Raw genomic sequence first — 25,517 nt, 5'->3', positions numbered from 1 at the left:
CGGGCTTGCTACCCTGCGCCCGCGTGTTAATGGCGCGGGTGTCCCCAGCCTTCGCCACCACGCTTTTTCCGCTCATCGCCGCCCTCCTGTACGCCTTCGGTGCGCTCGTGCTGAAACGCTCCAGCGATCTCGGCGTCGGTCTCTGGCGCACCACCTTTGTCGCAAATTTGATCGTCGCAGGACTCTTTTCCTTCCTCTGGCTTCTCGGTGGCCCGCCGTTGGAAGTCGTGGATCTTTGGAAGCCCGGCGTCATCGCCATGTGCCTGTTCGTCGGTCAGATTTCGCAGTTTTTGGCCCTGGAAAAAGGGGATGTCTCCGTAGCCGTGCCTGTCTTCGGGTTGAAGGTCATCCTCGTCGCATTCTTCACCCCCCTCCTGATTGGAGAAGCCGTGGGGGCGAAGCTGTGGATCGCCGCCTTTCTGAGTGTGCTCGGCATCACCTTCCTCAATCGCAAGGATGCCGGCCAGCCGCCGCGCAATCTCCTCATCACCTTCGTGGCCGGTGGCGTCGGTGCGGTCGCCTTTGCCGTGTTTGATGTGCTGGTGCAAAAGTGGGGCCCCTATTTTGGCGTCGGCCGTCTGCTGCCCTGCATTTTTTGGATCAATGCGCTGCTTTCCTTCGGCCTCGTCTTTCGTTTTTCCGCACCGCTCAGCGCCATTCGTGTGCAGGCCTGGCCCTGGCTCGTAGGCGGAGCAGTCCTGCTCGGTACCCAGAGCATCATCTTCGTCAGCACCGTCGCCGTCTTTGGCAAGGCCACCTCCGCCAACATCGTCTATGCCTCACGTGGCCTGCTCAGCGTTGCCCTCGTGTGGATGATCGGCCATTGGTTCATGAATGCAGAGCAGCACCTCGGCCCCGCCGTCATGCGCTGGCGCCTGGCCGGTGCCCTCCTCATGATGAGCGCCATCGTGCTGGTCGTGGTGTAAAAAGTCGCGCTAGCGTCCCCGGAGTGCGGCGCTTCAGCGCCGCTTTCGAGCGTTCCATAACTACTCTTCCTGCACAATCACAAACGTCCGCGCACTCAATCCGCTCGCCTCATCCCACGCTTCAATCTCATGCCTTCCAGGCTTGAGAATAGCAAAGGTATAGGCCCCCTCATGGCGCAGCTCCAGCGTCTTGCAACTCCATCGCGGCTGGCTCGATCCCGCAGCCTGCAGCAGCAATCGACTGCCGCTGTTGCGAATGTCTGGATCAAGAATCACCACCGTGCCAGCAATCGGATTCGTGATCCGCAGCACCGGCCTCGCATCCGCATCACCAGCAGTGACCAGATCCCCCAGCCAGTTCCCGCTGCTCCCAATCCACCCCGCATACTCACGCGCCAAAATCGCACGACCACGCACATCGTAATCACCCGCCTGCGCCACCGGCGGCAGCCTCCCGGCAGCAAAAAACTCCTCCCGGCTCACCCGTGCCGGCGGCGACTGCGGCGTCAGTCGTTTCCCTGTGCGAGGGTCAATCCGCGCCCGTACCATCTCCTTCGGCATCGCATACCAGCTCATGGCATGTTTCTCATGCAGATGCATCATCACATCGCGAAAGATCGGCCCCGCACCCGTCACACCGCTCACATCCTGCATCGGCGTGTTGTCGAAATTCCCTGCCCACACACCCACCGTAAACTCAGGCGTGTACCCCAGCGTCCAGTTGTCCCGAAACGTGGAACTCGTGCCCGTTTTCACCGCGCACTTAAACGGCAGCCGCAGCACCGACCACCCTCCAAACGCCATCTCCCGCGCCTGGTTGTCGCTGAGAATATCCGCGATCAGCCAGCTCTCATTCTCACCCAAAATCCGCCGCTCCGCCCCAGCCTTCCCATCCTGCCGCAGCGTCCACGCCTTGAACCTTCCCAGCCGTGCGAGGCACGCATACGCGTTCGCGAGTTCGACCAGCCGCACCGAAGCATTTCCAATCGTGAGCCCCAGCCCGTAATGCGTCGCATCCTCCGTCAGCGTACCCAGCCCCAGCTCCCGCAGTTTCGGCAGCAGCGTCTCAGCACCCCCGATGGAATCCAGCACCCGCACCGCCGAGATGTTAAGCGAATTGCCCAGCGCATAGCGATAAGTCATCGGTCCATAGCTCCGCAGCGAAAAATTCTCCGGCCGGTACGTCCCCGAAGAAGTCGCAAACTCAACCGGCAGATCCGCCACAATACTCGCCGCCGTCGCCCCGCGCTCAAATGCCAGCAAATAGGTGAACGGCTTCATCGCCGACCCCGGCGAATGCGGCGCCCACGCCCCGTTAAGCTGTCCACCATCCTTCGCGAAAAAATCGCGCGATCCCGCCAGCGCTCGCACCACCCCCGTCGTATTTTCGATCACCACCACCGCCGCATGCGTCACATGCCGTCCCTTCAGCGCCTCCAGTCGCTGCGCCATGATCGTCTCCACCTGCTGTTGCAGTGTCGCATCCAGCGTCGTCCGGATCGTCCCGCCACCCACTTCACCCCGCAGCATCTCAATCGCATGCGGCGCTTCAAATCCACCGCTGAAGCGTTGCAGCACGATCTTCTGACTCAACGCAACGCGATGCTGCTCCTCATCAAGCCAGTGCAACTCGTGCATCTTGTCCAGAATGTGCCGCTGCCTCGGCAGAACGCCCTCCAAATGACGAAACGGGTTCAACCGCGCCGGAGATTGCGGCAGGGCGGCGAGCAGCGCACACTCAGCCGGCGTCAGGTCGCCCAGCGGTTTATGAAAATACCCAGCCGCAGCCGCAGCAGCCCCGGTCATCAGATTGCCAAACGAAATGCGGTTCGCATACGCCGCCAGCACCTCCTCGCGGCTCCAGGACATCGCGAGGCGACGGGCGCGCAATGCTTCGACCACCTTGACCCAAAAGGTGCGCCTCCCTGCTTGCGGTGTGGTGTTCTTAATGAGCTGCTGATGAATCGTCGAAGCTCCCGAGACGATGTGCCCGCTGCTCGCATTGTCCCGACCTGCACGCAGCACCGCGAGGAGGTCGATGCCGCCATGCGAGAAAAAGCGTTTGTCCTCCGCCGCCAGCAGCGCATGCACCAGCGTAGGCGGAATCTCCGCATACTTCACCGGCGGCGCGGAACGCGTACCGTTTTCGTCCAGCAAATGTCGCAGCGGCGTACCATCACGCGCGAGGTAAAGCATCGATGCCGGCGGCGGCCGCATCAGCGCCTCCGGCAGCGGAAGTAACCACGGCACACCCCACCAGCCACCTGCTGCTAGAGCGAGTAGGACGGTGAAAAAGATAAGCCAGCGCCGACGCATGCACCAATCAACGCGAGATGCCGCTGAAATCCAGAGCATGGTGCTTGATGGACAAGATCAGTCTCCTCCAATCACGCAGGTCAATCGTGTTATGGGCTCCCGGCAGCAAGCAGAGAAATGAGCCGGTGATGAAGCGAACCGCAAAGCGGTGCAGCGAGAACCACCGGGCCATGCGAGGAAGATCCCGTTTCAAAGACGCATGCCGGAGGTATGCGAGGAACATTCAACCACCCAGCGCACACGAGGGGTCCGCCCGCACCCTCTCGCATACCTCGGCATGCGGACTTGCTCATGGGAGCATAGGCAATCCTCACGAATGCCATTGCTCTGATGGAGACAGCTTGACCTCAGCCACCCACCACCGCAGCATGCGGACCTCGCATGAATCCGCCGCCCACCATCGCCTGCCTCGGTCCTGAGGGCAGCTTCTCGCATCTCATCACCCAGATGCGTTTCCCCGGCGTGGCGGTAAGCCTCCGCGACAACGTGGGCGATGTGTTTGACTTCCTCGCTACAAATCAGGAGGCACTCGGCATCGTGCCCATCGAAAACTCCTCCGGCGGCTTCATCATCGACACCGTGGACCGCCTCGTGGACACACGCAGCAAGCTGTACATTCTCGAAGAACTCACGCTCGATGTGAAACTCGCCCTCCTTGGCCGGGCAGGGGAGTCCATCACCTCCATCCATTCCCATGCGATGCCCTTCTATCACGGCGATGACTGGCTCAAAGGCCATTACCCCGACGTAAAGCGTGTTGTCGAGCCCAGCACAGCGAAAGCCGCCGAAAAAGCCGTCGCCACACCGGGGGCCGCCGCCATCGGTCCGCGTCAAAACGCCGAGCTTCATGGCCTCCAGGTGCTGCACTTCCCGATTGCTGGCGAGGTGCCAAACATCACGCAGTTCTATCTCCTCGGGCACGAGGCCAACACACCCGGGCTCGAACACAACCGCACCGCGCTCATCGTCGAGCTGCCGGACCGCTCCGGCAGCCTCTGCCGTTTCCTCACACCGCTGAGCGAAAACGACATCAATATGAAGCGCCTCGAATCACGCCCGATCCGCGGCCAGCCGAACAAGTACCGCTTCTACATCGAGATCGAAGGTTCCACCGCCGATCCCCGCGTTCAGAAAGCCCTCAATCAAACACGTGCTGATGGTGCGACCCTCCGCAGCGTGGGCTCCTACTCCGCCGGCCTTCGCTTTGAATCCTGACCAACTTATGAAGTACCTCCTCACCTGCCTGCTGGCCCTCTCCGTCGGCCTCAATGCCGCCCCAACCATCTCAAAACGCGCCAGCGAAATCGACCCGCGTGCCAAGGAACATCCAGAAATCGATTTCGTCTTCACAGACAAAAAGGGCAAGCCGCAGGACCTCCAAAACGCCAGCGTCGATACCAGCGTCAAGCTCCAGGGCAAACTGGTGATCTGGCTCATGGGCTACAGCGCACCCTTGTTCGAGCGCCTCAACAGCTACGGCCTCCACGCCATCCAGCCGCACTACGCCAACAAATGGTTCGGCATCATCCCCTCTGCGCGTCGCGATGACGGCAAGACGCTCGGCGACATCCGCCTCGAAGCCTGCACCGGCGAAGACCACAGCGACCTTGTCAGCATCCCTCAGCCGGACGGCATGATGGAGCGCTCGTTTCAGTTCGTGCAATGGCTCTCCAAAGAGCATCCCGAGGGCAAATGGGAGCAGTTCATCAGCGCAGACGGCAAAGGCCTCCGCTGGGACAAGGTCATCGTCTCAGGTGCATCGCATGGCGCCACGACTTCCGCCCGCTTCGCCAAGCATCAAAAAGTGGATCGCGTCGTCTGCTTCTGCGGCCCGCGTGACAACTACGACAGCTGGCAGTCGCTGCCCTCCGCCACACCAGCGAATCGCATTTTTGGCTTCAGCCACGTCCTTGATGGCGGCTGGTCAGGCGATCACTACTGCCGCTCCTGGGAGATGATGGGTTTGAATCAGTTTGGCCCGATTGTGGATGTCGATATCAGCGCTCCCCCCTTTCAAAATACCCGCCGCCTCATCACCAATGCGGATGTGAAAGGCGACGACAAACGCGCCCACAGCTCCGTGACACCTGGTGGCGCAGCGGTGAAGGACAAGGACGGCAAATACATCCACGAAGCCGTCTGGCAGTATCTGTTCAATCATCCAGCCGATCAAATCGGCTCGCCCACACCTGCCGATTCCGACTGCGTGAAGGATCAGCACAAATCATCCCGTTAAACCACGCTCAACTCAATCCTCCGACCCGCTTACATCATGTTGCTCTCGCTTCGTCCCCTCACCATCGCCGCCGTGTTCAGCCTCGGCGCCCTTTTGAATGCTGCTGACAATCCCTTCATCGGCCGCTGGGCTCTCACCATTCCTGGCGGTGGCGCAGGCTGGCTCGGGGTCGAGGAAAAAGACGGCTCTCTCAGCTCCAGCGTCCTCTGGGGCGGCGGCAGCGTGGTGCCAACCACCAGCACCAAGCTCGAAGGCGACACCCTCATCGTGACGCGCGAGCAAAAGAACAAAGAAGGCAAGCTGGCCACCATCGAAACGATCACCGCTAAAACCGAAGGCGAAGTTTTGAAACTCACCGCCTCCAAGAAAAATGCAGCAGGCAAAGACATGGGGCAGGCCCAGGAGTTCGCCGGCAAACGCATCGCGGATGTGCCAGCAGCACCCGATCTCGCGAAGGTGAAGTTTGGCGCGCCCACCCAGCTCTTGAATGGCAAGGACCTCGCCGGCTGGCGTCTGCTCAAGGAAGGCGCCGATAACGGCTGGAGCGTGGTCGATGGAGTGCTCGAAAACCGCGTGGTGAAGGCCAAGGACAAACACTTCGGCAATCTGCGCACAGATGCCGAATTCGAAGATTTCAATCTGAAGACCGAAGTGCGCACTCAGGAAGGCAGCAACAGCGGCATCTACCTGCGCGGCATTTATGAGGTGCAGGTCATGGAAAGCTTCGGCAAGCCCCTTGATTCACACCACATGGGTGCACTCTATAGCCGCATCACCCCAAGTGTCGCTGCCGAGAAGCCCATTGGCGAATGGCAGACCCTCGACATCACCCTCGTGGACCGCCACCTCACCGTGATCCTCAATGGCAAGACCATCATCGACAACGCCCCCGTCCTCGGCTGCACCGGGGGTGCCATGAGCAGCGACGAATTCAAGCCCGGCCCGATCTACCTCCAAGGCGACCACACCAACGTGGACTACCGCAACATGGTCCTGACTCCGGTGGTGAAGTAGGCCGTTCCCGAATAACCGTCACAACCACAGCAGGTGTTTGCCTGCTGTGGGATGGGTGTGGCGACAGCCCGCCCGGCTCTAAGCGGGTGGAAAATACATCGCGACTCGATAGTCTTGAATGAGGGGCTATCTGAGCGTTTTTCCCTCGGCAAGATCACACCCCCAGCCGCTCTTTCACAGCCTTGATGGCCTTGTGTCGGTTGTCCACGGCAAGCTTTTTGAAGATGTGCTCGTTGTGTCGGTTCACCGTGTGCAGCGTGACGTCAAGAATCTGCGCGATTTCCGGGTTGTTCTTGCCCTCGCACACCCAGTGCATGACTTCCGCCTCACGCTCGGTGAGGCCGAGGCTCTGCAGTCGTTCGATGGAAACCTGCAAGGATTCCACACGCCCTAGCAGATAGAAGCGGTTGTCCCTACAACGCGCCAGCGAGAGCACAATGCGATGCCCATCCTGCTCCATTTCCAGCGGAGGAAAAATATTCTCATTTTCGACGGCAAGCTGCTGCAGCCACTGGCGGACCGCAGGCGGCAGAAAATAGTGCGGGGCACCGGGCGCACGCTCCAAAGATTTGCCAAAGAACCAGTGCGCGGCTTTGTCGCCTTCGAGAATCTCCCCCTGCTCCGTGACGATGAGGAGTTCGCATGCAGCCGAAGAGAGCGGCGCATCGCTCATGGTCTGCTTCGCAAGCTCCGTGATCTTGCCCATGATGGAACTATGGTGCGGAGCGGGCTGCGTCGTATTGCAGAAGCTCAGCCGTTGATTGGCGATGCGGATTTCATCTCCGTTCCTTAGGCGACGCGCACTGTTAATACGCAGGCCATTAATGAATACGCCATTGCGGCTGCCCAGGTCATTGACCCACCAGTCGTCGTTCAAATGAATCAACACCGCGTGGCGACGTGAAGCCTGTACATTGTTGATGGGAACATCGTTGTCCGAACGACGGCCAATGAAACAGGGGCCCGCGAGCGTGTGCACACCTCCACTCCATTTCAAACAGGCTGGTTGGTCCCTCGTCCCGGCATTCACTGGCATGCATGATTCTGCGCAGGAGCCTGCGATGTGCAACGCGCGGAAAAAAGTTCTCGTATTGGCAGGTCTGCCAATAGCGCGTTTTTCGGTTCTGTTAGATGCTCCGGCTCGCACTCATGAAAACTGATGTCTTGGAACCCATCCACACACGCTCGTCGAGAGCGTGTTCTGTATCTAACAGTGCAGCGAAAAGACTTCCCTGCGCTTCCGGCATGACAAGCACGCAGCGTCCGTTTTGCATGCTCTGCGTCCATTGCCCCAAGTGTCTGGAGAATCCTCACACGGTTAGCTGTGACTTGTGCTCCGGATGCCGGGCCTGCTCAATGCATGGCCGGGCTGGATGAAGTTTGCAGCGATTTTGTCAATATTACGGTCGGGTCGTCCGTTATAGGTACTGTAACCATCCAAACCTATGAACACGATCCCTGCACCTCAACGAGGACAGGCGGCCTCGTTTCAGCAAGCCGCCAATGCTCACAACGCCGAAGCGCGTTTCGTCACCCGCAATCTCCACCGCGTCTGGCAGTTCCGACGCATGAAGGCCACCGTCCTTCGGCCTTTCCGCCAGGCACTCCGCCCCCTGCTCATCTGGCTGCGCCAGGAGCACGTTTTTGTTGAGAGCGGACAGCACGGCACACCTCCCGTCGGGCTCCACCTGAAGCAGTTCGGTTGGGAGACGATTGCGCTGAGCCTCATCCTTGCGCCGCTGGCCTTCATCATGCTCCTGCCAATGCTGATCGTCATCTTCCCGGTCGTCGTGCTCATCGGCCTGTGCGCCGTCGCAGCGTCAGCGATGCAGGCCGACTCAGAGGTCGCCGAGCATCACTCGCTGGCTTGGCACGCTATGCACTAAGTCCGCCGCCTCAGCCGTTCTTCTGCTTCTTCATCACACGGTACACCAGCCATGCCGCGATGTTGATCACCGCCATGGCCGCCAGCAGTTGGGTCAAGGTCGTCGCGAGACTTCCTTTGCCCAATCCGCTGCCCACAAGGCTGAATGCCACATTCAGCGGCAAGTAGCCCAGCAGCGTGCCCAGTAGGAAACGCGTATGCTTCACTGGCGTCATGCCCAGCAGCACATTCAAGACCAGCCCGGGCACCATGAGCTGCCTCACCCAAAACACCCGCAGGACGGAAGGCTTTTTCAGCATTTTTTTGAGCCACGGCCATTTTGCCGCCCTCGATTCAACCGCCCGGCGGAACCCATGACGTGACAGCATAAACGCTCCATACGACCCCAGGGTCGATGCCACCAGCGAAAGTACCAGCCCCTCACCAAAGCCAAAGACCAGCCCTGCGGCAGCACACAGTGGCAGACGCGGAACGCCCAGCATCACCGTTCCCGCACACGCGACCATGAAGATGGCATGCGCTCCCCAGCCAAATTCGCGCACCATCTCCTTCCATGTCTGCACATTCGTGATCCATGCCTTCAGACCTGTGAAATGCGCCAGCGCCATGAAAGCGGCCACCAGCAGCACCGCAAACAGCACCTGCCGCGTCTCCTTCCCCAGCGCACGCGAGGTCTCCTGCTCCACCTCAGACGTGATGGACACATCCAGTTCTTCGGCCTCTTGCCCGGTCTTGTCGGTTGTTGCCATTATTGCAGCTTCCAAAGTTTCGCGTCACTGCGCACATAGATCGCCCCACCAGAAATCGAAGGCGTAGTGAGCACAGTCTCCTTCAGTTCAATTTCCTTCAGCACCTTGCCCTCAGGCGCTTCTGGATCAATCACCTGAAAAATACCGCGCTCATTCACAATGTAGATGCGCTTGCCAGCCGCCACCGGCGATCCGCTGAAAGGCCCCTTCATGCGCAGCTTCCACGCCTCATCACCATTCTTCACGCTCGCCTTGATCAGCACGCCCGCGCCGTTCACCACATAAAGGAAGTCACCCAGCACCAGCGGACTCGCCGTGCCTGAGTTCAGCTTCTCATTGCGCCAAAGCTGCGTCACCGCGCCCTTCTCCGGGGCCAGCGCCGTGATCCCGTGTGACACCGCATACAGCGTCTCACCCGCACCCACACTCGAAGGAATCGTGCTCGCCCCATCGCTGTAATCCCACACCGTCTTGCCCGTCGCCGGGTCCACCGCTAGGATCCCCTTGCTCGACTGCAGCGCCACCGTGTTCTTCCAAATCGTCGCGCTCGTCCAGTTTGCCGCCTTCGGCCGCTCCATCTTCCACCGGTTGCGGCCCGTAACCACATCTAGGCCCGCTGTGAAGGACTCGCTATCATTCTCACTCTGCACCACCAGCGTGCCGTCCAGCACCACCGGCGACTGTGACATCCCCAGGCTGTTGCTCGCATTCGGGTAGTCAAACGTCAGCCCACGCAACCACAGCAGATTGCCATCGAGATCAAAGGCAAACAGATCATTTGACGAAAACAGCGCAAACACCCGGTCCCCATCACTGCACGGCGTATTCGCCGCCACACAGGTCTTGTTGTGAGTCATCGTCCGGCCGGTCGAGCGCATCGCACGCTCCCACCGCTTCGAGCCATCCGCCGCATTGAAGCAAAACACATGCAGCGTCTCCTGCCCCGGTCCGCTCGAGCACGTCACAAACACACGGTCTCCCACCACAATCGGTGCCGAAAGCCCACGCCCCGGCAAATCCGCCGCCCACGCGATTTTCAAATCATCCCCTGGCACCTTTGCCTCCGTCGAAACCGCCGTCGCATTCGGCCCGCGAAACTGCAGCCAGTCCGCCCGTGCAAAGGAGGAAAAACAAAGGCTGAAAACTAAAACAAGAGAGGTCTTCATGATGGGAAGCGGTGGATTCAGGAAACGAATTGAAAGTAGCAGGCAGTGACAAAGAACAGCAGTAAGGAAAAAATCGCGAAATACTTGGGTCGGAAGCTGTGCATGCACAGTCGCTCACTGAGCCCCCAGCCATAGTGAAAGTACAGGTAGAAGGCACCCGCTACATAGCTGAGGGCCAGAAACTTCGCCGCATAACCGACAAAAAACACTCCGCCGCGTGGAAATATAACCTTCTGGATCAGATACCCGTACACAGCATAGGCCACGATGACCAATGGTGCGCAGTAGCCAAGCAGTCGGCGCTTCCAGGGACCGCCATCCGGTGCGGAGATATAGTCATCATCATCAATCATGGCCGAGAAAATTACTTCGCTGCCACAATCGCCGTCCCCGTCGCATCGCACACACGCAGTTGGAATTCCCACTCCACCGTCCACTGCTCCGTCTGCTCGTTCTGGCAGCACTTCACCAGGATCGTGTTCTTGCCCTTCTTGAGCTGACACGGCAGCTTGTACTGATCCAGCTTCGCACCGCGGTGATACTCATCCCGCGCAAACAGCAGCTCCCCGTTCAGCCACACCTTCCAGCCATCCTTGCACCCGATGCGGATCTCCGCCGGACGATCCTCCGTGCTGAAAAAATCCGTCGCAGCATAGCCCACCACGCTCTTTTCCATCCCGAAAGGCTTGTTGAAATCAATCTTACCGTACTCATCCGTACTCGTGAAGTCCACCCACTTCGCCTCCTTCGTTTTGCCCTCATACACGGCATCAAACTTCAGCTCCTTCTCCGGCGGATACACCGTGTCGAATCCCGCCCGATCCGCATTGCTAAACGGCGCGATCATCTTCCAGCTCATCAGAAACCCAAAGTGCTTCGGCAGGTCCACCTTCTGGTCCAGTGCACGCAGCTTTTTCGCCAGCACCTTGATCTGGTCCTCATCCCGCGCTCCGCCCAATCCTTTGCCGTAGGCCACCACCGCAGCGTCCTTGTCCTTCTTCTCTAGCGCCGCATCACCAGCCTCGATCAGCTTCGCCACCGGATGCCGCCGCAGGTCCGAACTCGGGTCTTCCAGCAGCGTCGGCGTCAGCTCCTCCGCCAGCTTCTCGTCTGCCCGGTGGATCAAATCAAACGCCACCACCCGCGCGCCGGGGCTGTTTTGTGTGTTCTTCAAAAACGTCACCAGGGCCTCCACGGGCAGCTTCTTCGCCTTCAGCGCCTCATCTGCGATCACGCCCACCGCCGCCCTCAGCCAGTTTTCCGCCAGCGGGTTCGCCCCGTTCATACCCTTCAGCACCTCCGGCAGAGCCGCAGGATCCGCCTTCACGATCTCCTGCCACGCCTTCCCCGCCGCCTCATTTCCCTGGCCCTCCTTCTGCACCGCACGCAGCACATCAAGGGGTTTGGACAAATATTCCGCCGCCTGCAAAGACACAGCGGCAAGGGCAAACAAACAGACGAAACTCGATTTCATAGGGTGAACAGGCAGCTTTCCTCAAAGAACGCACCGCGCCAAGCTTGAGTTTCGTCCAGTTCTGTTTAACTGAACACCCCCTCATGCTCTCCGTTTCCAATGTCAGTAAAACCTACGCCGGCCGCACTTTGTTCAGCCAGGTGTCGTTTCACATCAACCGTGGCGAAAAAATCGGCCTGATCGGCCCCAATGGCGCCGGCAAATCCACACTCTTCTCCCTCCTCCTGCGTGACACCACCCCGGATGATGGCCAGGTCGTGATGGAGCGCGGCATCACCTTCGGCTTCCTGCCGCAGGAGAGCGCCCCCATTGAAGACGTCACCGTCCTTGAACTCGCTACCGGTCACGTGGACGAGCATCAACGCTGGGAAATTGAGCCCAAGGCCAAGCGCATCCTCAGCGGCCTCGCCTTCCGCGAGTCCGACTTTGAGCGCAATGCCCGCACCCTCAGTGGTGGCTGGGTCATGCGCGCCCATCTCGCCCGCCTCCTCGTCCAGGAGCCCGATCTCCTCCTGCTCGATGAGCCGACCAACCATCTCGACCTCGAATCCCTCATCTGGTTCCAGAGCTACCTCCAGAGCTACCCGGGTGCCATCCTCATGATTTCGCATGACCGCGAATTCCTCAATGCGCTCTGCGACAGTATCCTCGAAGTCGCCCACAGCAAGATCACCCGCTACACCGGCAACTACGACGACTATCTCCGCGAAAAATCAGCCCGCATGGAGCAGCTCCAAGGCGCCTACGACAATCAGCAGCGCGAACTCGCCAAAATGCAGGCCTGGGTGGACCGCTTCAAAGCCAAGGCCAACTTCGCCTCCCGCGCGCAGGACAAAGCCAAGATGATCGACCGCATCGAAAAAGTCGATGCCCCCATGGCCGATGCCAAAACCGTCAAGTTCCGCTTCCCGCAGCCCCTGCGCAGCGGCCAGCGCGTCATCCGCGTGAAGGACCTCGATTTCGCCTATGGCACCCAGCCCATTTACACCGGCCTCGATCTCGAAATGGAGCGCGGCCAGTGCACCGTGCTCGTCGGCCCGAACGGTGCCGGTAAATCCACCCTGCTCAAGCTCCTCGCCGGAGCACTCACCCCGCAGGCCGGAACCTACGAGCTCGGCCATAACGTCAAGCTCGGCTACTTCGCCCAGTATCGCGGCGATGTGCTCAACATGAAGCACACCGTCCTGCAGTCCGCCATGGACCTCCCCAGCCGTCCTGGTGAAAACATGTGCCGCACCCTCCTCGGCTCCTTCCTCTTTCATGGCGATGACGTGTTCAAGCCCGTCGGCGTGCTCAGCGGGGGTGAAAAATCCCGCCTCGTGCTCGTGCGCCTCCTGCTCGATCCGCCGAACTTCCTCCTCATGGACGAGCCCACCACCCATCTCGACATGGGTAGCATCGACGCCCTCATCGGCGCTCTCTCTCAATACGACGGCACCCTCGTCTTCATCAGCCATGACGTGCACTTCATTCGTCAGATGGCCAAGCACGTCCTCCACGTCAGCGCCGGCGTCATCACCCCCTACGCCGGCGACTACCAGTACTACCTCGACAAGTCCAAGGCCGGCTCCGCCCGCGAGGCCCTCACCGCGACCCTTCACAACGCCCAGCCCACCAACTTCAGCGCCCCCTCAGCCAAAGAGCCGCCCAAAAGCAAGCAGCAGCGCCGTGCCGAAGCCGATGCCCGCAATGCCTACAGCAAAGCCAAGAAGGAGCTCGATCTGCGCATCTTCAAAATCGAACAGGAGCTCACCGCCTTCGATAAGCGCAAACACGAAATCGTGAACCTCCTTCAGGAAGAGGCCACCTATGCCGACGCCGCCCAGTTCCGCGTCCTCAGCGCCGAACTGGAAGCCGTCGAGACCAAGATCCCCCAATTCACCACCGACTGGGAAAAGGCGACCGAGGAAATGGAAAAGCTGACGCAAGTTGACGCAAAGTAGCCACGTTGAGCATGCGGCCCAGTGAAAAGGGTTGCACGCAGTGTAGGGCTGTGTTTTACCCGGCTCAGTGAACTTCTCATTCCATAAACTCTGTTTGCGGTTTGGTGCAGTGCGCGGCCTCCTGCTGCTGCCAGCGGTTAGCCTGCTGGCCTGCTCAGATCAAAGGGTAGTCAGTGTCCGTCGTCCGATACCCGGCGGGGGCGGCTACTGGGTTGAGCGGATCGTTGTAGAAAAGAAACAAGCTCCGCTGCGGGATAGGAACTCATCACGTCTCCCAGTCCTCGCCCATGATGCGGGCCAGTGGAATGGCGATTCCATGGTCGGTTCGCCTCGCATGGTAATCAGTCTGCGCGAGCAAAAAATTTACTTCTACAAAGGCGGCCAGCTCGCCGGCATCTCGCCGATTTCGTCAGGTCGTGAAGGCATGGCCACCAGAGCTGGCAGTTTCAGCGTCATAGAGAAGGACATCGATCACACCTCTTCGTTGTTCGGCGACTACGTCAGCAGAGATGGCATGGTCTTGAAGCGCGAGATCGACGTGCGCAAAGACTCACGCCCGGCGGGAGCCATTTTTGACGCAGCCAGAATGCCCTACTTCATGCGCATCACCGGTGCCATTGGCATGCACGAAGGCTACCTTCCCGGCTACCCCGCCTCCCACGGCTGCATCCGCCTCCCTCACCGCATGGCCGAGATCTTCTACCACGAATCCTCCGTCGGCACCCCGGTCAAGGTTGTGCCGTGAAAGCAACAGAAGTGCTGGAGAAGCTGTCGATTAAAGCGGGTTGACCCACAGCCTTTCGAGGACTTTTTCAATCACTCGTTGGATGCTTCGAGAGCTGCCGAAAATCCACCTGGTGCTCCTGGTTTTCCACATTCGTCCGCATCACTTCTAGCCCCGCCTTGAACGAATCGTCCAACGTCAGAACGTCGAGAGTTCGGTGGTATTGTATATAGATGACCGCCTCCCGTAGCAGGAAGAATCGCTTCAGTTGCAGCGGATCAATTTCAGTCAGCGGCCCCGACTTTGAGTAGCCCTTCCAAAGTCCCGCCCACAAGGGGGCCATGCGATCATTCAGCCCGGCATCAGCAAACTTGTTGAGAACCCGGCAGTAGATGGAGTCATACAAGATCGTCGCGAAGTCCTGGATGAAGTGTCCCTTCTCACTGTTGTCGAAATCAAAGATCCACAGCCTGTCATCTTCGAGAAAGCAGTTTCCCAGGCAGGCGTCAGCATGAATGAGGCCATACGTTTTCGGGTTTACGGAAAGCGCCTGCAGCTCGTGGATCAAATCAGCAAGGCTTGCAGAAAACTGCGGTGACAATCGCCCCTGCAAACCTGCCACATCCTCCCGCAACAGACGTGACTCATGCCAGGGAGCGCGTGCCTGCGCGGCATGATTACCAGGCAAATCCAGCGTGTGAGTGTGCATCTGGGCCAGCACTCCTCCAAGCTTTTCATAAACCGGCGGGGCGATATCCTGTGGAGTGATCTTGGCTCCAGGCGCATGCTCAAAGCACGTCGCCACGTGGTTTTCACCATCGAGACAAAGTGCCACACAGGCCTCGCCACCAAGCGTCGGGATGGGCCTGCAAACATCGACTCTACGTGCAGAAAGAAACTCAACCCAGGCCAGCTCCGCCTCCACATCGGCAAGGTCACGGTGCCTTTCCTTGGAAACTCGCAGGATGAACTTCTCACCATCTCGCCGGCACAGATAGACATGGTTCTGGCTGCTGCGCAGAAATTCGAGCTCACCGGGAGCAAGTCCATAAGGCCGCGCCAGCAGCGCGAGGTGATCATCTTGGATTATCATGCTTTGGGATGGTTGAGAAGGATGGCAGAAGCTCCGCAGCCAACGCAGCAGCCTCTAGTCCTGCCTTGAAGGCCGAGGAAAATATCGGCCTGACACCAGCAAGAAAACCTGTCAAAGGGGGGGGCACGCTTCGTCGTGCCGGATGCCGGGACCGAGGCATGCTTGCAAGCAAACACTCCATCTACCTGCAAAGCATCACCCAAAGTGGATGCGTAGCTCTTGATACGAAGGTTCTCTGAACACTGTTAGTGGAGGTCTATCCTCAGGTTAGGTGCCTAAGGACTTGCTTTTTTCGGTGGCGGCGCGGACGGCCTGGATCATGGCGTTGCGCAAGCCGTGTTGCTCGAGTTTTTCGAGGCCGGCGATGGTGGTGCCGCCCGGGCTGGTGACTTCATCGCGCAGGGTCGCGGGGTGTTTGCCGGTGGTGAGGACCATCTCGGCAGCTCCGGCGACGGTTTGGGCCGCGAGACGCAGGGCGGCTGCGCGGGGCAGGCCCATGAGCACTCCGCCATCGGCGAGGGCTTCGATCACAGTGTAAACATAGGCGGGGCCACTGCCTGAGAGGCCGGTGACGGCATCGAGCAGCTTTTCTGCGACTTCATCGGCGGTGCCGACGGCTCCGAGGATTTTGGAGGCGAGGGCGGCGTCTTTGGCGTTTGCCTTGCTGCCGCGTGAGAAAGCTGCGGCGCCTTTGCCAACGAGGGCCGGGGTGTTGGGCATGCTGCGAATGACGCGCTGCTTGTCGCCGAGCCAGGTTTCGAGGTTTGCGAGTGAGACACCGGCGGCGATGCTGAGGTAGAGACGCGAGCCTTTGACCTGCGCGAGGGCCTCGCACAGGGACTTCATGTCTCCTGGTTTCACAGCAAGGATGATGACGTCTGATGCTGCTGCTACTTCCGCCGGGGTGCCGGTGATGGTTTTGCAGGTGAGGCATTTGCGCAGGGCGTTTACGGCCTCGGGCATGACATCGCTGAGCGCCACGTTCAGGCTGGCCTTGCCAAGTGCCTGCTCCACGCCGCGCAGCAATGCGCCGCCCATTTTTCCACAGCCAATGAGTCCGAGTTTCATCATGGCGCGACTGTGGGGCAGATGCGGCGAGGTGCAAGTACGCCAATCTTCTCTTGCGTTTGGCCTTGGGATTTTGCGATGATATTAGAAATCGTTGCTAAAAATGCACCCCGACCAGTTTCAGCCCGAAAAGATCATCGCCGCAGGGCCTTCAGCCAAAGTATATCGTGGAGTGGAAACGATGACCGGACGCAAGGTGCTGATCAAAGCATTGATGGAGGAGCACGAGACCGTGCATCCGCTGGATCGTGAGCGCCTGCAACTGCTGGCTCCTGCACTCATGCAGATGCGGCATCCGCAGATCGCGGGACTCATCACGCTGCTGCCGAGGGAGGATGAGTTTGCCTTGGTGTCTGAATTCATGCCGGGAAAAAACGGCCGCACCTTTGCCGCTGAGCGCCAGCCCGCGCCCAATGATCTGCGTGCGCTGGCGGTGCAGCTGATGCATGCCCTGTTGGTGGGCGAGCACCTGCGCCAGCCGCATGGCGATCCGAAGCCGAGCAATCTCATCATCGTCGACCATCCCGGTGGTGGCTTGTTTCTCCAAGTGCAAGACTGGGGCCTGTCGCTGGCCCGGCAGACGCAGCCGCCGGAGACGCTGTGGTTTCGCGCGCCGGAGCTGCATGCTGGCGGCCAGCCGACGACACAGAGCGATCTTTTCACAGCGGCAGGCAGCTTGTTTTGCATCGCCACGAACACTGCGCCGGCGCAAGGCACGACAGTGGAGGAGGTCATACGGGACTGGCAGGGCTTCAACGCCAGCCATGTGCTGAGCCACCTGCGGCCGGATCTGGACCCGCCCCTGCGTGACTGGCTGGCGTGGCTGCTGAATCTGGCACCACCGCAGCGCCCACACTCCGTGGCTCAGGCGCTGGATGTGCTGATGCACAGCATGCACATGGGATTCCACTACATGCCGCAGCAGGCACCCGTGATGGTACCTGGAGCGCAGACCACGATGCTGGTGGCCGCAGTGGCTCCCAGTGCAGCGATGCCAGTTCAATACGCCGCCCCGATGCGTGCGCTTCCCAGTGCGCCAAAGGCAGCGCATTCTGGTGCGCCGAAGCCAAAGTCCGTGCCAGCTCCTGCGTCTGCCACCCTCGCTAAGACGGCAGCTTTACCCGCCGCTGCTGCCAAGACTCCAGCGACCGCCCCGAAAAAATCATTCAGCAGGCGTGGCATCGTCGCCGTGGTGTTGAATCTTGCCGCTCTCACGGTGATTGGATTTTGTTTCTGGCCCACCCGTCAATCCGTCCCCAGCGTGCAAGTGTCCTCAGCCGTGAGCAGCGAGAAACCACCGGCTATTGCCACTCCCTTGGCCATGGCAGACAGCCCGAAGGCCGCCAAGCCAAGTTCGGTCAAGAAAGCTCCGGCCACTGCGGTGACTGCTGCAGATGCCAAAGTCCGCTGAGTGCGTGCCGCGACTTCCGCCCGACAGCATTCTCCATGCGGCAGGCGCTGATTTCGCATGCAAGAGCAGCGTACTCCTCTGAATCCCACTCGTGAAAAGTTCCTCCGCCCTTCTCCTGCTGCTCCTCACTGCGCCTGTTTATGCGGCGGTCGATTTCGTGCAGGACATCCAGCCCATTTTTAGCGAGCACTGCTATCAGTGCCACGGCGCGCACAAGCAGGAGGCGGCCTTCCGGCTGGATCACAAGCCCAGCGCGCTCATAGGCGGAGATTTTGGTGCTGCGATTGTCCTCGGCAAAGCCGACGACAGCCGTCTGATTCACGCTGTGCTGGGCACGAACCCCAAGATGCGCATGCCGCGCAAAGGGGACCCGCTGAGCGCGGAGGAGATCGGCAAGCTGAAGGAGTGGATCGATGAGGGGGCCGTCTGGCCTGACAGCGCGAGTGTGAGCATCGACAAGAAGACCGACCACTGGGCTTTCAAGCCGCCGGTGCGGTCGCAAGTGCCTGCGACAGCGAAGCATCCCATCGATGCCTTTATTCGCGAGCGGCTGGCAAATGAAGGATTGCAGCCCTCGCCTCCTGCCGCGCCTGAAACACTGCTGCGTCGGCTTCATCTCGATCTCACCGGCCTGCCACCGACGCCGCAGGAGATCGTCGGCTTTACCACCGCTTACAAGCACGCTCCGGCAGCAAGCATTCAACAGCTCACCGCCAACTTGCTTGCCAGCCAGCACTTCGGCGAGCGCTGGGCGCGGCACTGGCTGGATGCGGCGCATTACGCGGATAGCAACGGCTATGAAAAGGATCCGATGCGCTTCATCTGGTTTTACCGTGACTGGGTCATCAGCGCCTATAATCGCGACCTGCCGTACGACCAGTTCATCATTGAGCAGCTTGCGGGTGATGAGTTGCCCAAGGCCACGCAGGATCAGATCGTGGCCACCGGGTTTCTACGCAACACGATGGTGAATGAGGAGGGTGGCGTGGACCCGGAGCAGTTCCGCATGGAATCGATGTTTGACCGCATGGACACTATCGGCAAAAGCATCCTCGGCCTTACCATCGGCTGCACGCAGTGCCACAACCACAAGTACGACCCCATCACGCAGGAGGAGTACTACCGCATGTTTGCCTTCCTCAACAATGACGACGAACCCTGGCGCGTGGTGTACACCGCCAGCGAGCAGATGCAGCGCGGGCAAGTCCTCACGCGCAGTGCCGAACTCGAAGCCAAGCTGAAGCATGATCACCCTTATTGGCAGGAGCGGATGAAAACGTGGGTCAGCTCTGTCAAGGCCGCGCAGCCGCAGTGGCATACTCTGTCTTTTGAAGACGATCCTTCCGGTGGTGAGAAGGCGCTGCGGCAGCCGGATGGCAGCATCCTCGCGCAAGGGTATGCGCCGACGAAGAGCGATGTGAAGTTTGCGGTGAAACCGGGCGGATCGAAGACCATCGCGGCCTTCCGTTTGGAGCTGATGAACGACCCGAATCTGCCTGCCTACGGCCCGGGCCGTTCGATCAAAGGCACGGCGGCGCTCACGGAGTTCAGTGCTGAGATGAAGATCGATGGCAAGATGACGAAGCTGAAGTTTGTCAAAGCGAGCGCTGACTATGGAGAGCCCGAGAACTCACCGCTTTCCCCCTTTGCGCGTGATCAGGATCTCACGAAGGACAAGCGCGTCACTGGCCCGATTGCGTATGCGATTGATGGCAAAGCGGAGACCGCATGGGGCATCAATGCGGGGCCTGGACGACGCAATGTGCCGCGCAATGCGGTGTTTGTTTTGGAGCGGCCCCTTGAGGTCAAAGCAGACAGTGAACTGAGTGTGACGCTGAGCATGAAGCACGGCGGCTGGAACAGCGATGACCTGCAGACGATGAACCTCGGACGGTATCGCATCAGTGTCACCGATGCGCCGGATGCGGCGGCGGATCCGCTCTACGGCAAGAAATCTGAGTTCAGCGCCTTCCGCACCACGGTGGCGGAGTGGCAGCCGGTGAATGACGAAATTGAATCGCTGTGGAGGCAGCACCCCGAAGGCACCACCACCCTGACGCTGGACCCGCGCGATGAGCCGCGCATGACCTCGGTGCTCAAGCGCGGTGATTTCCTCAAGCCTGACAACCGCGTCACCGCCGGTGTGCCTGCCATGCTGAATCCGCTGCCCAAGAATGCTGATGGCTCGCGTCTTACTTTTGCCCGCTGGATGGTGGATAGAAAATCGCCCACCACAGCGCGCGCTTATGTGAACCGCGTGTGGCAGGCCTGCTTTGGCACCGGACTGGTGGAAACTGCGGAGGACTTCGGCACGCAGGGAGCACCGCCGAGCCATCCTGCGTTGCTCGACTGGCTTGCCGTCGATTTCATGGAGCACGGCTGGAGCAGCAAGCATCTGCTGCGGCTCATCACCAGCAGCGAGACTTATCAGCAGTCCAGCAAGGTGACGCCGGTGCTTCTTGAGCGTGATCCCTACAACCGACTGCTTGCGAGGGGCCCCCGCTTTCGCGTGGAGGGGGAAGTGGTGCGTGACATTCAACTGGCAGCGAGCGGGCTGCTCAATCCGGAGATCGGAGGGCGTCCCGTGATGCCGCCGGCGCCTGCGTATCTGTTTGAGAAACCCGCCAGCTATGCGCCTTTCCCGTGGAAGGTGGATGAGGATGAGAGCCAGTTCCGCCGCAGCATCTATGTGTTCCGCCGCCGCAGCACGCCGTATCCGTTTTTGAGCACCTTCGACGTGCCCAATGGAGAGAGCTCCTGCATCCGCCGCTCGAAGAGCAACACGCCGCTGCAGGCGCTCATGACACTGAATGAAACCATGAGCATGGCAGCCGCCAAGGCGCTGGGAGAACGCATGTGGAAAGAAGGCGGCAGCGATGATGCTGCGCGCATCGCCTACGGTTTCCAGCTCTGTACCGGGCGGCAGCCGACGGCCAAAGAAACCACCGTGCTGGTGGACATGCTCAAACGCCACCAGCCGAAACCGGGTGAGATCGATTCGCACACATTGGTCGCCCGCGTGCTGCTGAATCTGGATGAGACGATCACGAAGGAGTGAGGCTACTTACCCCTCCTGCTTCATCCACATGGATATGAAGCCAGCCTTGAGTACTGTCTAAATTGCCAGCGCGTTCTCCGCATCACCGAAGTGGCCGACGTGGAGGCCCATGCGGTCCATGAGGGCGATGTGGAGGCGGCACATTTTGCGGTTCGGATCGGCGCTGAGATCGTGGAAGCGACCGCCTTGGATGGTGCCACCACCGCCGCCGGCGAGGACGACGGGGAGCTGGCGGGAGTCGTGTGCGTTGCCATCGAAGAGGCTGCTGGTGAGCATGATCATGCTGTTTTCGAGCAGGGTGCGCTCGCCTTCATTGGTGGCCTGCATCTTGGCGAGGAATTCGCCCCAGAGCTTCACCTGGTGCTGATTGACGCGCTGATACATATCGAGGCGGTGCTCGTCATTGGCGTGGTGGGACAGTTCATGGATGCCGCCGCTGATGCCATCGAGGCTGGGGAAGCGCATGTTGGAGAGGTCGTTGTTCATCATGAACGTGGCCACGCGGGTGCGGTCCATCTGGAAGGCGAGGAGCATGATGTCGAACATGAGGCGCAGGTGATCTTCCGCGCTGGTGGGAATGCCGACACCGGGACGCGCCATGGTGGCCACTTTCACGGTGGGCTGCCAGCCTGCGCCGTTGGTTTCAGCCTTGCTGATTTTTTCGGCGAGTTCGACGCGCTGCTCGATCTCGCGCACGGAGGTGAGGTATTCGTCGAGCTTTTGTTTGTCGCGCTGGCTGAGCTTGGGCTTCAGCGCGCCGGCGTCTTCGAGTACGAGGTCGAGGATGCTCTTGTCGCGCTTGCGCTTGCTGCCGTCGTCAAAGAGCTGGTCGAAGGCCTGCTGCGGGAAGATTTCCTTCGGAGCGGGTGTCGTCGGGGTGCTCCAGGAGATGTAGGCGGAGTAGATGGAGGTGAAGCCGGAATCCGTGCTGTAGCTGGGGCGCTCGGTGCCGAGAACGACACTCGGCATGGGCGTGAACTTGCCGGTTTGTGCGGCGATGAGCTGATCCATCGTGGTGCCGACTTCGACGTCGGTGGTGGTCTTCTTCACCTTGAGACCGCAGAGCAGGTTCATCTTCGGATAGTGGCCGCCTTCTCCTTCCACGGTGGTCGGATTCCAGAGGCCTTTGAACACGCTGACGTGCTTCTTGAGCGGCTCCAATGGCGAGAGTGTCTTCATGAACTCCATGCCCGCAGCACCCTGGGTGGCACCCCAGTGATGCGGATTGACACCGTTGCCAGTGAAGCACACAGCGAGACGACGCGGCGCGGTGTTGTTCTTCACCGATTCGGCTCCGAAAGAGCTGATGGATTCGAACCATGGCAGGCCGAGGGCGACGCCTGCGCCATGGAGAAATTTGCGACGGGAAAGGTTCATAATGGAATGCGATTATTGGTTGGAAGCCATCGCTGGCTCGCTGCGGCGATTGAGGAACTGGCGGCTGTTGACGACGTCGAGGACGGCGGCGGAGAACTTGCCGTTGTTTTGCTTGAGGGCGGCTTGCATGTGCGTGAGGAGTGCTTTGTCGCTGGGCATGGTCTGACGGCCGAGGGCGTAGCCGAGGAGCTTGCGGCAGAACTGGGCGGTGAAGTTGGGTTCGTTCTTTTTGAGGTAGTCGCGCAGACCGGCGAGGCCCTGGAACTTGGTGCCGTCTTTGAGTTCGCCGGTGTCATCGATCTTGCCGCCGGTTTCATCGGCCATGCGGAAGCGGCCGATGGGGTCAAAGCTTTCGAGTGCGAAGCCGAGTGGATCGATGCGGTCATGGCAGACGGAGCAGGCTTGATCCGCGCGATGCTGCATCAGAGCCTCGCGTAAAGAGGCGGGCTTTTCGGCGCTGTCGGGCAGCTTGGGTACATTCGGTGGTGGTGGTGGTGAGCTGAAGCCGAGCACGACCTGATAGAGGTAGTCGCCGCGAAGTACGGGGCTGGTGCGATTGGGGCGTGAGGTCTTGGTCAGGATGGCCCCCATGCCGAGGAGGCCGCCGCGATGCTGCTCTGCGACTTTGACTTCGCGGAAGTCACCACCGGTGACGCCGGGGACATCGTAGAATTTGGCGAGGCGCTCGTTGAGGAAGGTGTAGTCGCCACCCATGATGTCGGCGACGTTGCGGTCATCGCGTACGAGATGCGTGAAGAACTCGGTGATCTCGCGCTGCATGTCGTTGCGGAGTTCGGGGGTGAACTGCGGATACTTTTTCTCATCGACGGTGCTTTGCGCATCGAAGCCGCTGAACTTGAGCCACTGCCCGGCGAATTCTTTGGCGAGGGCGTTGGCTTTTGGATCGCGCAGCATGCGCTTGGTCTGTGCGGCGAGGACTTCGGGCTTCAAGATGCTGCCGTCATTGGCGGCTTTACGCAGTTCCCAGTCGGGCTGCGAGGCCCAGAGGAAGTAGCTGAGGCGGGAGGCGAGTTCGAAGGCGCTGAGCTTGACGTCCCCGGGGGCGACATTGGCCATCGGCAGGGTCTCGGCTTTGAACAGGAAGTAGGGCGAGACGAGCACGCGAACGAGAACCTCGCGCGCGGCGGATTCGCGGTCGAGTTCCTTTTTGCGGCCGTCGATGTACAGCGCATCGAGCTTCTGCCTTTCCTCATCGCTGATTGGACGACGCCAGGCGCGGCCGGCAAAACTGTGCAGATTGTAGAGCATGGCACCGTCAAATTCCTTCTGCTGCTGGGGATTGAGGTTTGGCGGGGCGGTGAGGCTGAAGTCCTTCTTCATCGCCGCTAGCAGATCACGATCTTTGACACCGAGGATTTGACCGAGTTGCTCATCGCTGAAGTAATAGACGGTGATGCCGGGTTTGCGGCGGTAGAGATTGCTGGCGACTTCTTCGAGCCGGCGCTCATACATGTCCGGAAAGGCCTGCTTCATGGCGCTGAAATCCCGCATGGTGTTGCGCGCGGCATCTGTCTGCGTTTTCCACACAGTGAGAATGCCGGGCATGATCTTGGTGACATCCCGTGGTTTGTCGGCCGTGAGATCCCATTGGATGGTGCCGTCATTGATGTCGGGGTTTTGCAGATCCAGCCGGGCTTCAGCGTGAATCCAGGTGACGTTCTCAGGGAGTGGCAGGGTGAAGGCAAGCGGTGCGGCGATGGCGAGCACACCGGGCTCGATTGGGCGGCCCTGGGGATGTTTGCCGAAGGCGCTTTTCACACGTTCGAGCTCTGTGATGCGTTGTTTCAGCGCTTCTGCATTCGCTGGTGGTGGAATCGCGGCGAGGGCTTTGCGATCTTCATCGAGCTGCTTGTTGAGCCAGTTGAGATAAAGCAGCGGTCCCTTGGTGGTCTTCAGATCAAGCTTCGTAATGAGGGCGATGTCGCCTTTGTTGCCGTCACCATCATCGCCAATGCAGAGAAAGGCCTGCTTTTTGCCCTTCACCTCGATGTTCATCTGGTAGGGGCGAATGCCATCCGCATCCTGCTGGCGTCGCTGCACACCGCTGCCGGCTTTCTTGGGATTGTTCCATGAAAGCAACTGCGCTTGGATGGCCTTGGCTCCATCAACCACCGCTTGCGGCACCTGGCCGGGCTTGGTGACTTCGGGGGCGGGGAGTTCACGCCATGCCACACGGGTGAGATCGAGAAAGCGTGACTTGGGCTCGGTGGCGTTGACGAGGGTGTTCCAGTTTTGCAGGAAGGGCAGCTTCAGGCCGCCGTCTTTGGCGAGTTGTTCGAGCGGGGTTTGGAAATGCTTGTGCTTCCAGCAGGCGACCATGTAGTCCGCCTCGAGCATGTCATCGCCATCTTGGGGCAGATGCGGTGCGGCTTTCTGCTGATACCAGACATACAGGGCCTGTTGCGCCTGCGCTTTCACCTGCTCTGGCCCACGCAGGCCGATGCGCTGTGGATTGAAAACAATGCCTGTGCCCGGCATGATGGTGGCGTGGTCGGCCACCTTGCGGGCGGCACCGAAGTATTTGTCCAGCGCTGCCGGGCTCATGAAGAGGACATCGCCGGTATTGCTGAAGCCCTCGCCGCCGCCGCCGTCGGTTTGGAATTCCTTGGCAAAGCCGTAGTCGTGGCGGGTCAGGTCGCGGATGGTGTAGTCGTACTCGGCGTTGGTGAGGCGCCGCATGGTCACGGGGCCAGGATCGCCCGATTGCGCGGTGGCTAGGGCATCGAGCTCCCCATTCACCCAGCCGAGGAGGGCGGTGTGCTCCTGATCGGACATCTGGTGCGCCTTTGGCGGCGGCATGTCGCCGTTTTCGATGGTGTCTTTGACCTTGAGCCAGATTTCAAAGTGCTTGGTGAGCTGTGGATCAGCGGCAAACTGCTGCAAATCCACGTCCCCTTTGGTCTTTTTGGGGTTGTGGCACTCGTAGCATTTGGCTTTGAGAACGACTTCCGCGTCTTTCCATGCGGGAGCGGCAGAAAGAGAAAACGAGCCGACGACAAAGGCGGCCAAGGAAAGATGGCGTAAAGGCAGAGACATTAGGGGGTACGAAGGATACG

At 60.1% G+C, this 25,517-nt stretch carries 20 protein-coding genes; 9 read left to right on the top strand and 11 right to left on the bottom strand.

The window, feature by feature from the left end; translation table 11 throughout:
* Positions 1 to 38 precede the first annotated feature (38 nt).
* Entirely contained in the window at positions 39 to 926 is an 888-nt protein-coding gene (locus tag PSV43_RS25020; RefSeq protein WP_300204193.1) for a DMT family transporter, read from the top strand.
* Between the two features lie 60 nt (positions 927 to 986).
* Here the strand turns inward: PSV43_RS25020 and pbpC are convergent, their stop codons facing one another.
* Together pbpC and PSV43_RS25010 are read right to left on the bottom strand one after the other, a co-directional pair.
* A complete protein-coding gene (gene pbpC, locus PSV43_RS25015) occupies positions 987 to 3,242 on the bottom strand; it encodes a penicillin-binding protein 1C (RefSeq protein ID WP_300204190.1) in 2,256 nt (751 codons plus the stop codon).
* Between the two features lie 7 nt (positions 3,243 to 3,249).
* Positions 3,250 to 3,414: a hypothetical protein gene (locus tag PSV43_RS25010; RefSeq protein WP_300204188.1), complete on the bottom strand. Its 165-nt coding sequence runs from the start codon at positions 3,412 to 3,414 to the stop codon at positions 3,250 to 3,252.
* Positions 3,415 to 3,623: 209 nt separating this feature from the next.
* On the opposite strand from PSV43_RS25010, the gene PSV43_RS25005 reads away from it, so the two are divergent.
* Genes PSV43_RS25005 through PSV43_RS24995 form a run of 3 tightly spaced genes read left to right on the top strand, consistent with a single transcriptional unit; the run spans position 3,624 to position 6,492 of the window.
* On the top strand, positions 3,624 to 4,457 hold the full coding sequence (locus tag PSV43_RS25005) for a prephenate dehydratase domain-containing protein (protein ID WP_300204185.1): 834 nt from the start codon (positions 3,624 to 3,626) through the stop codon (positions 4,455 to 4,457).
* Positions 4,458 to 4,464: 7 nt separating this feature from the next.
* Positions 4,465 to 5,478, top strand: a complete 1,014-nt coding sequence (locus PSV43_RS25000) for a hypothetical protein (RefSeq protein WP_300204181.1) — start codon at positions 4,465 to 4,467, stop codon at positions 5,476 to 5,478.
* Positions 5,479 to 5,514: 36 nt separating this feature from the next.
* The gene (locus tag PSV43_RS24995) at positions 5,515 to 6,492 is read left to right on the top strand and encodes a DUF1080 domain-containing protein (RefSeq protein WP_300204179.1); all 978 of its coding nucleotides are present in this window, start codon (positions 5,515 to 5,517) and stop codon (positions 6,490 to 6,492) included.
* A 154-nt stretch (positions 6,493 to 6,646) separates the two neighbouring features.
* Here PSV43_RS24995 and PSV43_RS24990 read toward each other — a convergent pair whose 3' ends face one another.
* Positions 6,647 to 7,471: an FHA domain-containing protein gene (locus PSV43_RS24990; RefSeq protein WP_300204176.1), complete on the bottom strand. Its 825-nt coding sequence runs from the start codon at positions 7,469 to 7,471 to the stop codon at positions 6,647 to 6,649.
* Positions 7,472 to 7,937: 466 nt separating this feature from the next.
* Here PSV43_RS24990 and PSV43_RS24985 point away from each other — a divergent pair, with 466 nt between their 5' ends.
* Positions 7,938 to 8,378, top strand: coding sequence for a hypothetical protein (locus PSV43_RS24985; protein ID WP_300204173.1), 441 nt, complete (start codon positions 7,938 to 7,940; stop codon positions 8,376 to 8,378).
* 10 nt (positions 8,379 to 8,388) lie between these two features.
* Here PSV43_RS24985 and PSV43_RS24980 read toward each other — a convergent pair whose 3' ends face one another.
* The 4 genes from PSV43_RS24980 to PSV43_RS24965 are packed head-to-tail and all read right to left on the bottom strand — an operon-like array spanning position 8,389 to position 11,766.
* Positions 8,389 to 9,126 (bottom strand): VTT domain-containing protein, encoded by a 738-nt coding sequence (locus PSV43_RS24980; RefSeq protein WP_300204171.1) that lies wholly within the window; start codon positions 9,124 to 9,126, stop codon positions 8,389 to 8,391.
* The gene (locus tag PSV43_RS24975) at positions 9,126 to 10,292 is read right to left on the bottom strand and encodes a PQQ-binding-like beta-propeller repeat protein (RefSeq protein WP_300204169.1); all 1,167 of its coding nucleotides are present in this window, start codon (positions 10,290 to 10,292) and stop codon (positions 9,126 to 9,128) included. The genes PSV43_RS24980 and PSV43_RS24975 overlap by 1 nt, the downstream gene beginning before the upstream one ends.
* 17 nt (positions 10,293 to 10,309) lie before the next feature.
* Positions 10,310 to 10,645: a hypothetical protein gene (locus PSV43_RS24970; protein WP_300204167.1), complete on the bottom strand. Its 336-nt coding sequence runs from the start codon at positions 10,643 to 10,645 to the stop codon at positions 10,310 to 10,312.
* A gap of 11 nt (positions 10,646 to 10,656) precedes the next feature.
* Positions 10,657 to 11,766 carry a hypothetical protein gene (locus PSV43_RS24965; RefSeq protein ID WP_300204164.1) on the bottom strand — a complete coding sequence of 370 codons (1,110 nt, stop codon included), beginning with the start codon at positions 11,764 to 11,766 and terminating at the stop codon, positions 10,657 to 10,659.
* Between the two features lie 83 nt (positions 11,767 to 11,849).
* Here PSV43_RS24965 and PSV43_RS24960 point away from each other — a divergent pair, with 83 nt between their 5' ends.
* Entirely contained in the window at positions 11,850 to 13,709 is a 1,860-nt protein-coding gene (locus PSV43_RS24960; protein WP_300204161.1) for an ABC-F family ATP-binding cassette domain-containing protein, read from the top strand.
* A 334-nt stretch (positions 13,710 to 14,043) separates the two neighbouring features.
* The gene (locus tag PSV43_RS24955) at positions 14,044 to 14,454 is read left to right on the top strand and encodes a L,D-transpeptidase family protein (RefSeq protein WP_300204159.1); all 411 of its coding nucleotides are present in this window, start codon (positions 14,044 to 14,046) and stop codon (positions 14,452 to 14,454) included.
* Positions 14,455 to 14,521: 67 nt separating this feature from the next.
* Here PSV43_RS24955 and PSV43_RS24950 read toward each other — a convergent pair whose 3' ends face one another.
* Positions 14,522 to 15,526 carry a phosphotransferase gene (locus PSV43_RS24950; protein WP_300204156.1) on the bottom strand — a complete coding sequence of 335 codons (1,005 nt, stop codon included), beginning with the start codon at positions 15,524 to 15,526 and terminating at the stop codon, positions 14,522 to 14,524.
* Positions 15,527 to 15,793: 267 nt separating this feature from the next.
* Positions 15,794 to 16,597 carry a pyrroline-5-carboxylate reductase gene (gene proC, locus PSV43_RS24945; RefSeq protein WP_300204153.1) on the bottom strand — a complete coding sequence of 268 codons (804 nt, stop codon included), beginning with the start codon at positions 16,595 to 16,597 and terminating at the stop codon, positions 15,794 to 15,796.
* A gap of 100 nt (positions 16,598 to 16,697) precedes the next feature.
* Between proC and PSV43_RS24940 the strand changes: the two genes are divergently transcribed.
* Complete coding sequence (locus tag PSV43_RS24940) at positions 16,698 to 18,005, top strand: protein kinase (protein WP_300204150.1); 1,308 nt, start codon at positions 16,698 to 16,700, stop codon at positions 18,003 to 18,005.
* Positions 18,006 to 18,096: 91 nt separating this feature from the next.
* A complete protein-coding gene (locus PSV43_RS24935) occupies positions 18,097 to 21,063 on the top strand; it encodes a PSD1 and planctomycete cytochrome C domain-containing protein (protein WP_300204148.1) in 2,967 nt (988 codons plus the stop codon).
* Positions 21,064 to 21,120: 57 nt separating this feature from the next.
* Here the strand turns inward: PSV43_RS24935 and PSV43_RS24930 are convergent, their stop codons facing one another.
* On the bottom strand, positions 21,121 to 22,440 hold the full coding sequence (locus tag PSV43_RS24930; protein WP_300204144.1) for a DUF1552 domain-containing protein: 1,320 nt from the start codon (positions 22,438 to 22,440) through the stop codon (positions 21,121 to 21,123).
* A gap of 12 nt (positions 22,441 to 22,452) precedes the next feature.
* Positions 22,453 to 25,497: a DUF1592 domain-containing protein gene (locus PSV43_RS24925; RefSeq protein WP_300204141.1), complete on the bottom strand. Its 3,045-nt coding sequence runs from the start codon at positions 25,495 to 25,497 to the stop codon at positions 22,453 to 22,455.
* Positions 25,498 to 25,517: the final 20 nt, after the last annotated feature.

Source organism: Prosthecobacter sp. (assembly GCF_029946185.1).
In the GTDB taxonomy this organism is placed as follows: domain Bacteria; phylum Verrucomicrobiota; class Verrucomicrobiia; order Verrucomicrobiales; family Verrucomicrobiaceae; genus Prosthecobacter.
The sequence above is the reverse complement of the archived record's forward strand: the minus strand, read 5'-3'. Positions and strand labels throughout refer to the sequence as shown.

Excerpts from the sequence above, each read along its gene's own strand:
- PSV43_RS24965 (WP_300204164.1), bottom strand. The coding sequence starts at position 11,766 with ATGAAATCGAGTTTCGTCTGTTTGTTTGCCCTTGCCGCTGTGTCTTTG.
- PSV43_RS24955 (WP_300204159.1), top strand. The coding sequence starts at position 14,044 with ATGGTAATCAGTCTGCGCGAGCAAAAAATTTACTTCTACAAAGGCGGC.
- PSV43_RS24970 (WP_300204167.1), bottom strand. The coding sequence starts at position 10,645 with ATGATTGATGATGATGACTATATCTCCGCACCGGATGGCGGTCCCTGG.
- PSV43_RS24975 (WP_300204169.1), bottom strand. The coding sequence starts at position 10,292 with ATGAAGACCTCTCTTGTTTTAGTTTTCAGCCTTTGTTTTTCCTCCTTT.
- proC (WP_300204153.1), bottom strand. The coding sequence starts at position 16,597 with ATGATGAAACTCGGACTCATTGGCTGTGGAAAAATGGGCGGCGCATTG.
- PSV43_RS25010 (WP_300204188.1), bottom strand. The coding sequence starts at position 3,414 with ATGGCCCGGTGGTTCTCGCTGCACCGCTTTGCGGTTCGCTTCATCACC.
- PSV43_RS24930 (WP_300204144.1), bottom strand. The coding sequence starts at position 22,440 with ATGAACCTTTCCCGTCGCAAATTTCTCCATGGCGCAGGCGTCGCCCTC.
- PSV43_RS24995 (WP_300204179.1), top strand. The coding sequence starts at position 5,515 with ATGTTGCTCTCGCTTCGTCCCCTCACCATCGCCGCCGTGTTCAGCCTC.
- PSV43_RS24980 (WP_300204171.1), bottom strand. The coding sequence starts at position 9,126 with ATGGCAACAACCGACAAGACCGGGCAAGAGGCCGAAGAACTGGATGTG.
- pbpC (WP_300204190.1), bottom strand. The coding sequence starts at position 3,242 with ATGCGTCGGCGCTGGCTTATCTTTTTCACCGTCCTACTCGCTCTAGCA.
- PSV43_RS24985 (WP_300204173.1), top strand. The coding sequence starts at position 7,938 with ATGAACACGATCCCTGCACCTCAACGAGGACAGGCGGCCTCGTTTCAG.
- PSV43_RS25005 (WP_300204185.1), top strand. The coding sequence starts at position 3,624 with ATGAATCCGCCGCCCACCATCGCCTGCCTCGGTCCTGAGGGCAGCTTC.
- PSV43_RS24925 (WP_300204141.1), bottom strand. The coding sequence starts at position 25,497 with ATGTCTCTGCCTTTACGCCATCTTTCCTTGGCCGCCTTTGTCGTCGGC.
- PSV43_RS25000 (WP_300204181.1), top strand. The coding sequence starts at position 4,465 with ATGAAGTACCTCCTCACCTGCCTGCTGGCCCTCTCCGTCGGCCTCAAT.
- PSV43_RS24960 (WP_300204161.1), top strand. The coding sequence starts at position 11,850 with ATGCTCTCCGTTTCCAATGTCAGTAAAACCTACGCCGGCCGCACTTTG.
- PSV43_RS24950 (WP_300204156.1), bottom strand. The coding sequence starts at position 15,526 with ATGATAATCCAAGATGATCACCTCGCGCTGCTGGCGCGGCCTTATGGA.
- PSV43_RS24940 (WP_300204150.1), top strand. The coding sequence starts at position 16,698 with ATGCACCCCGACCAGTTTCAGCCCGAAAAGATCATCGCCGCAGGGCCT.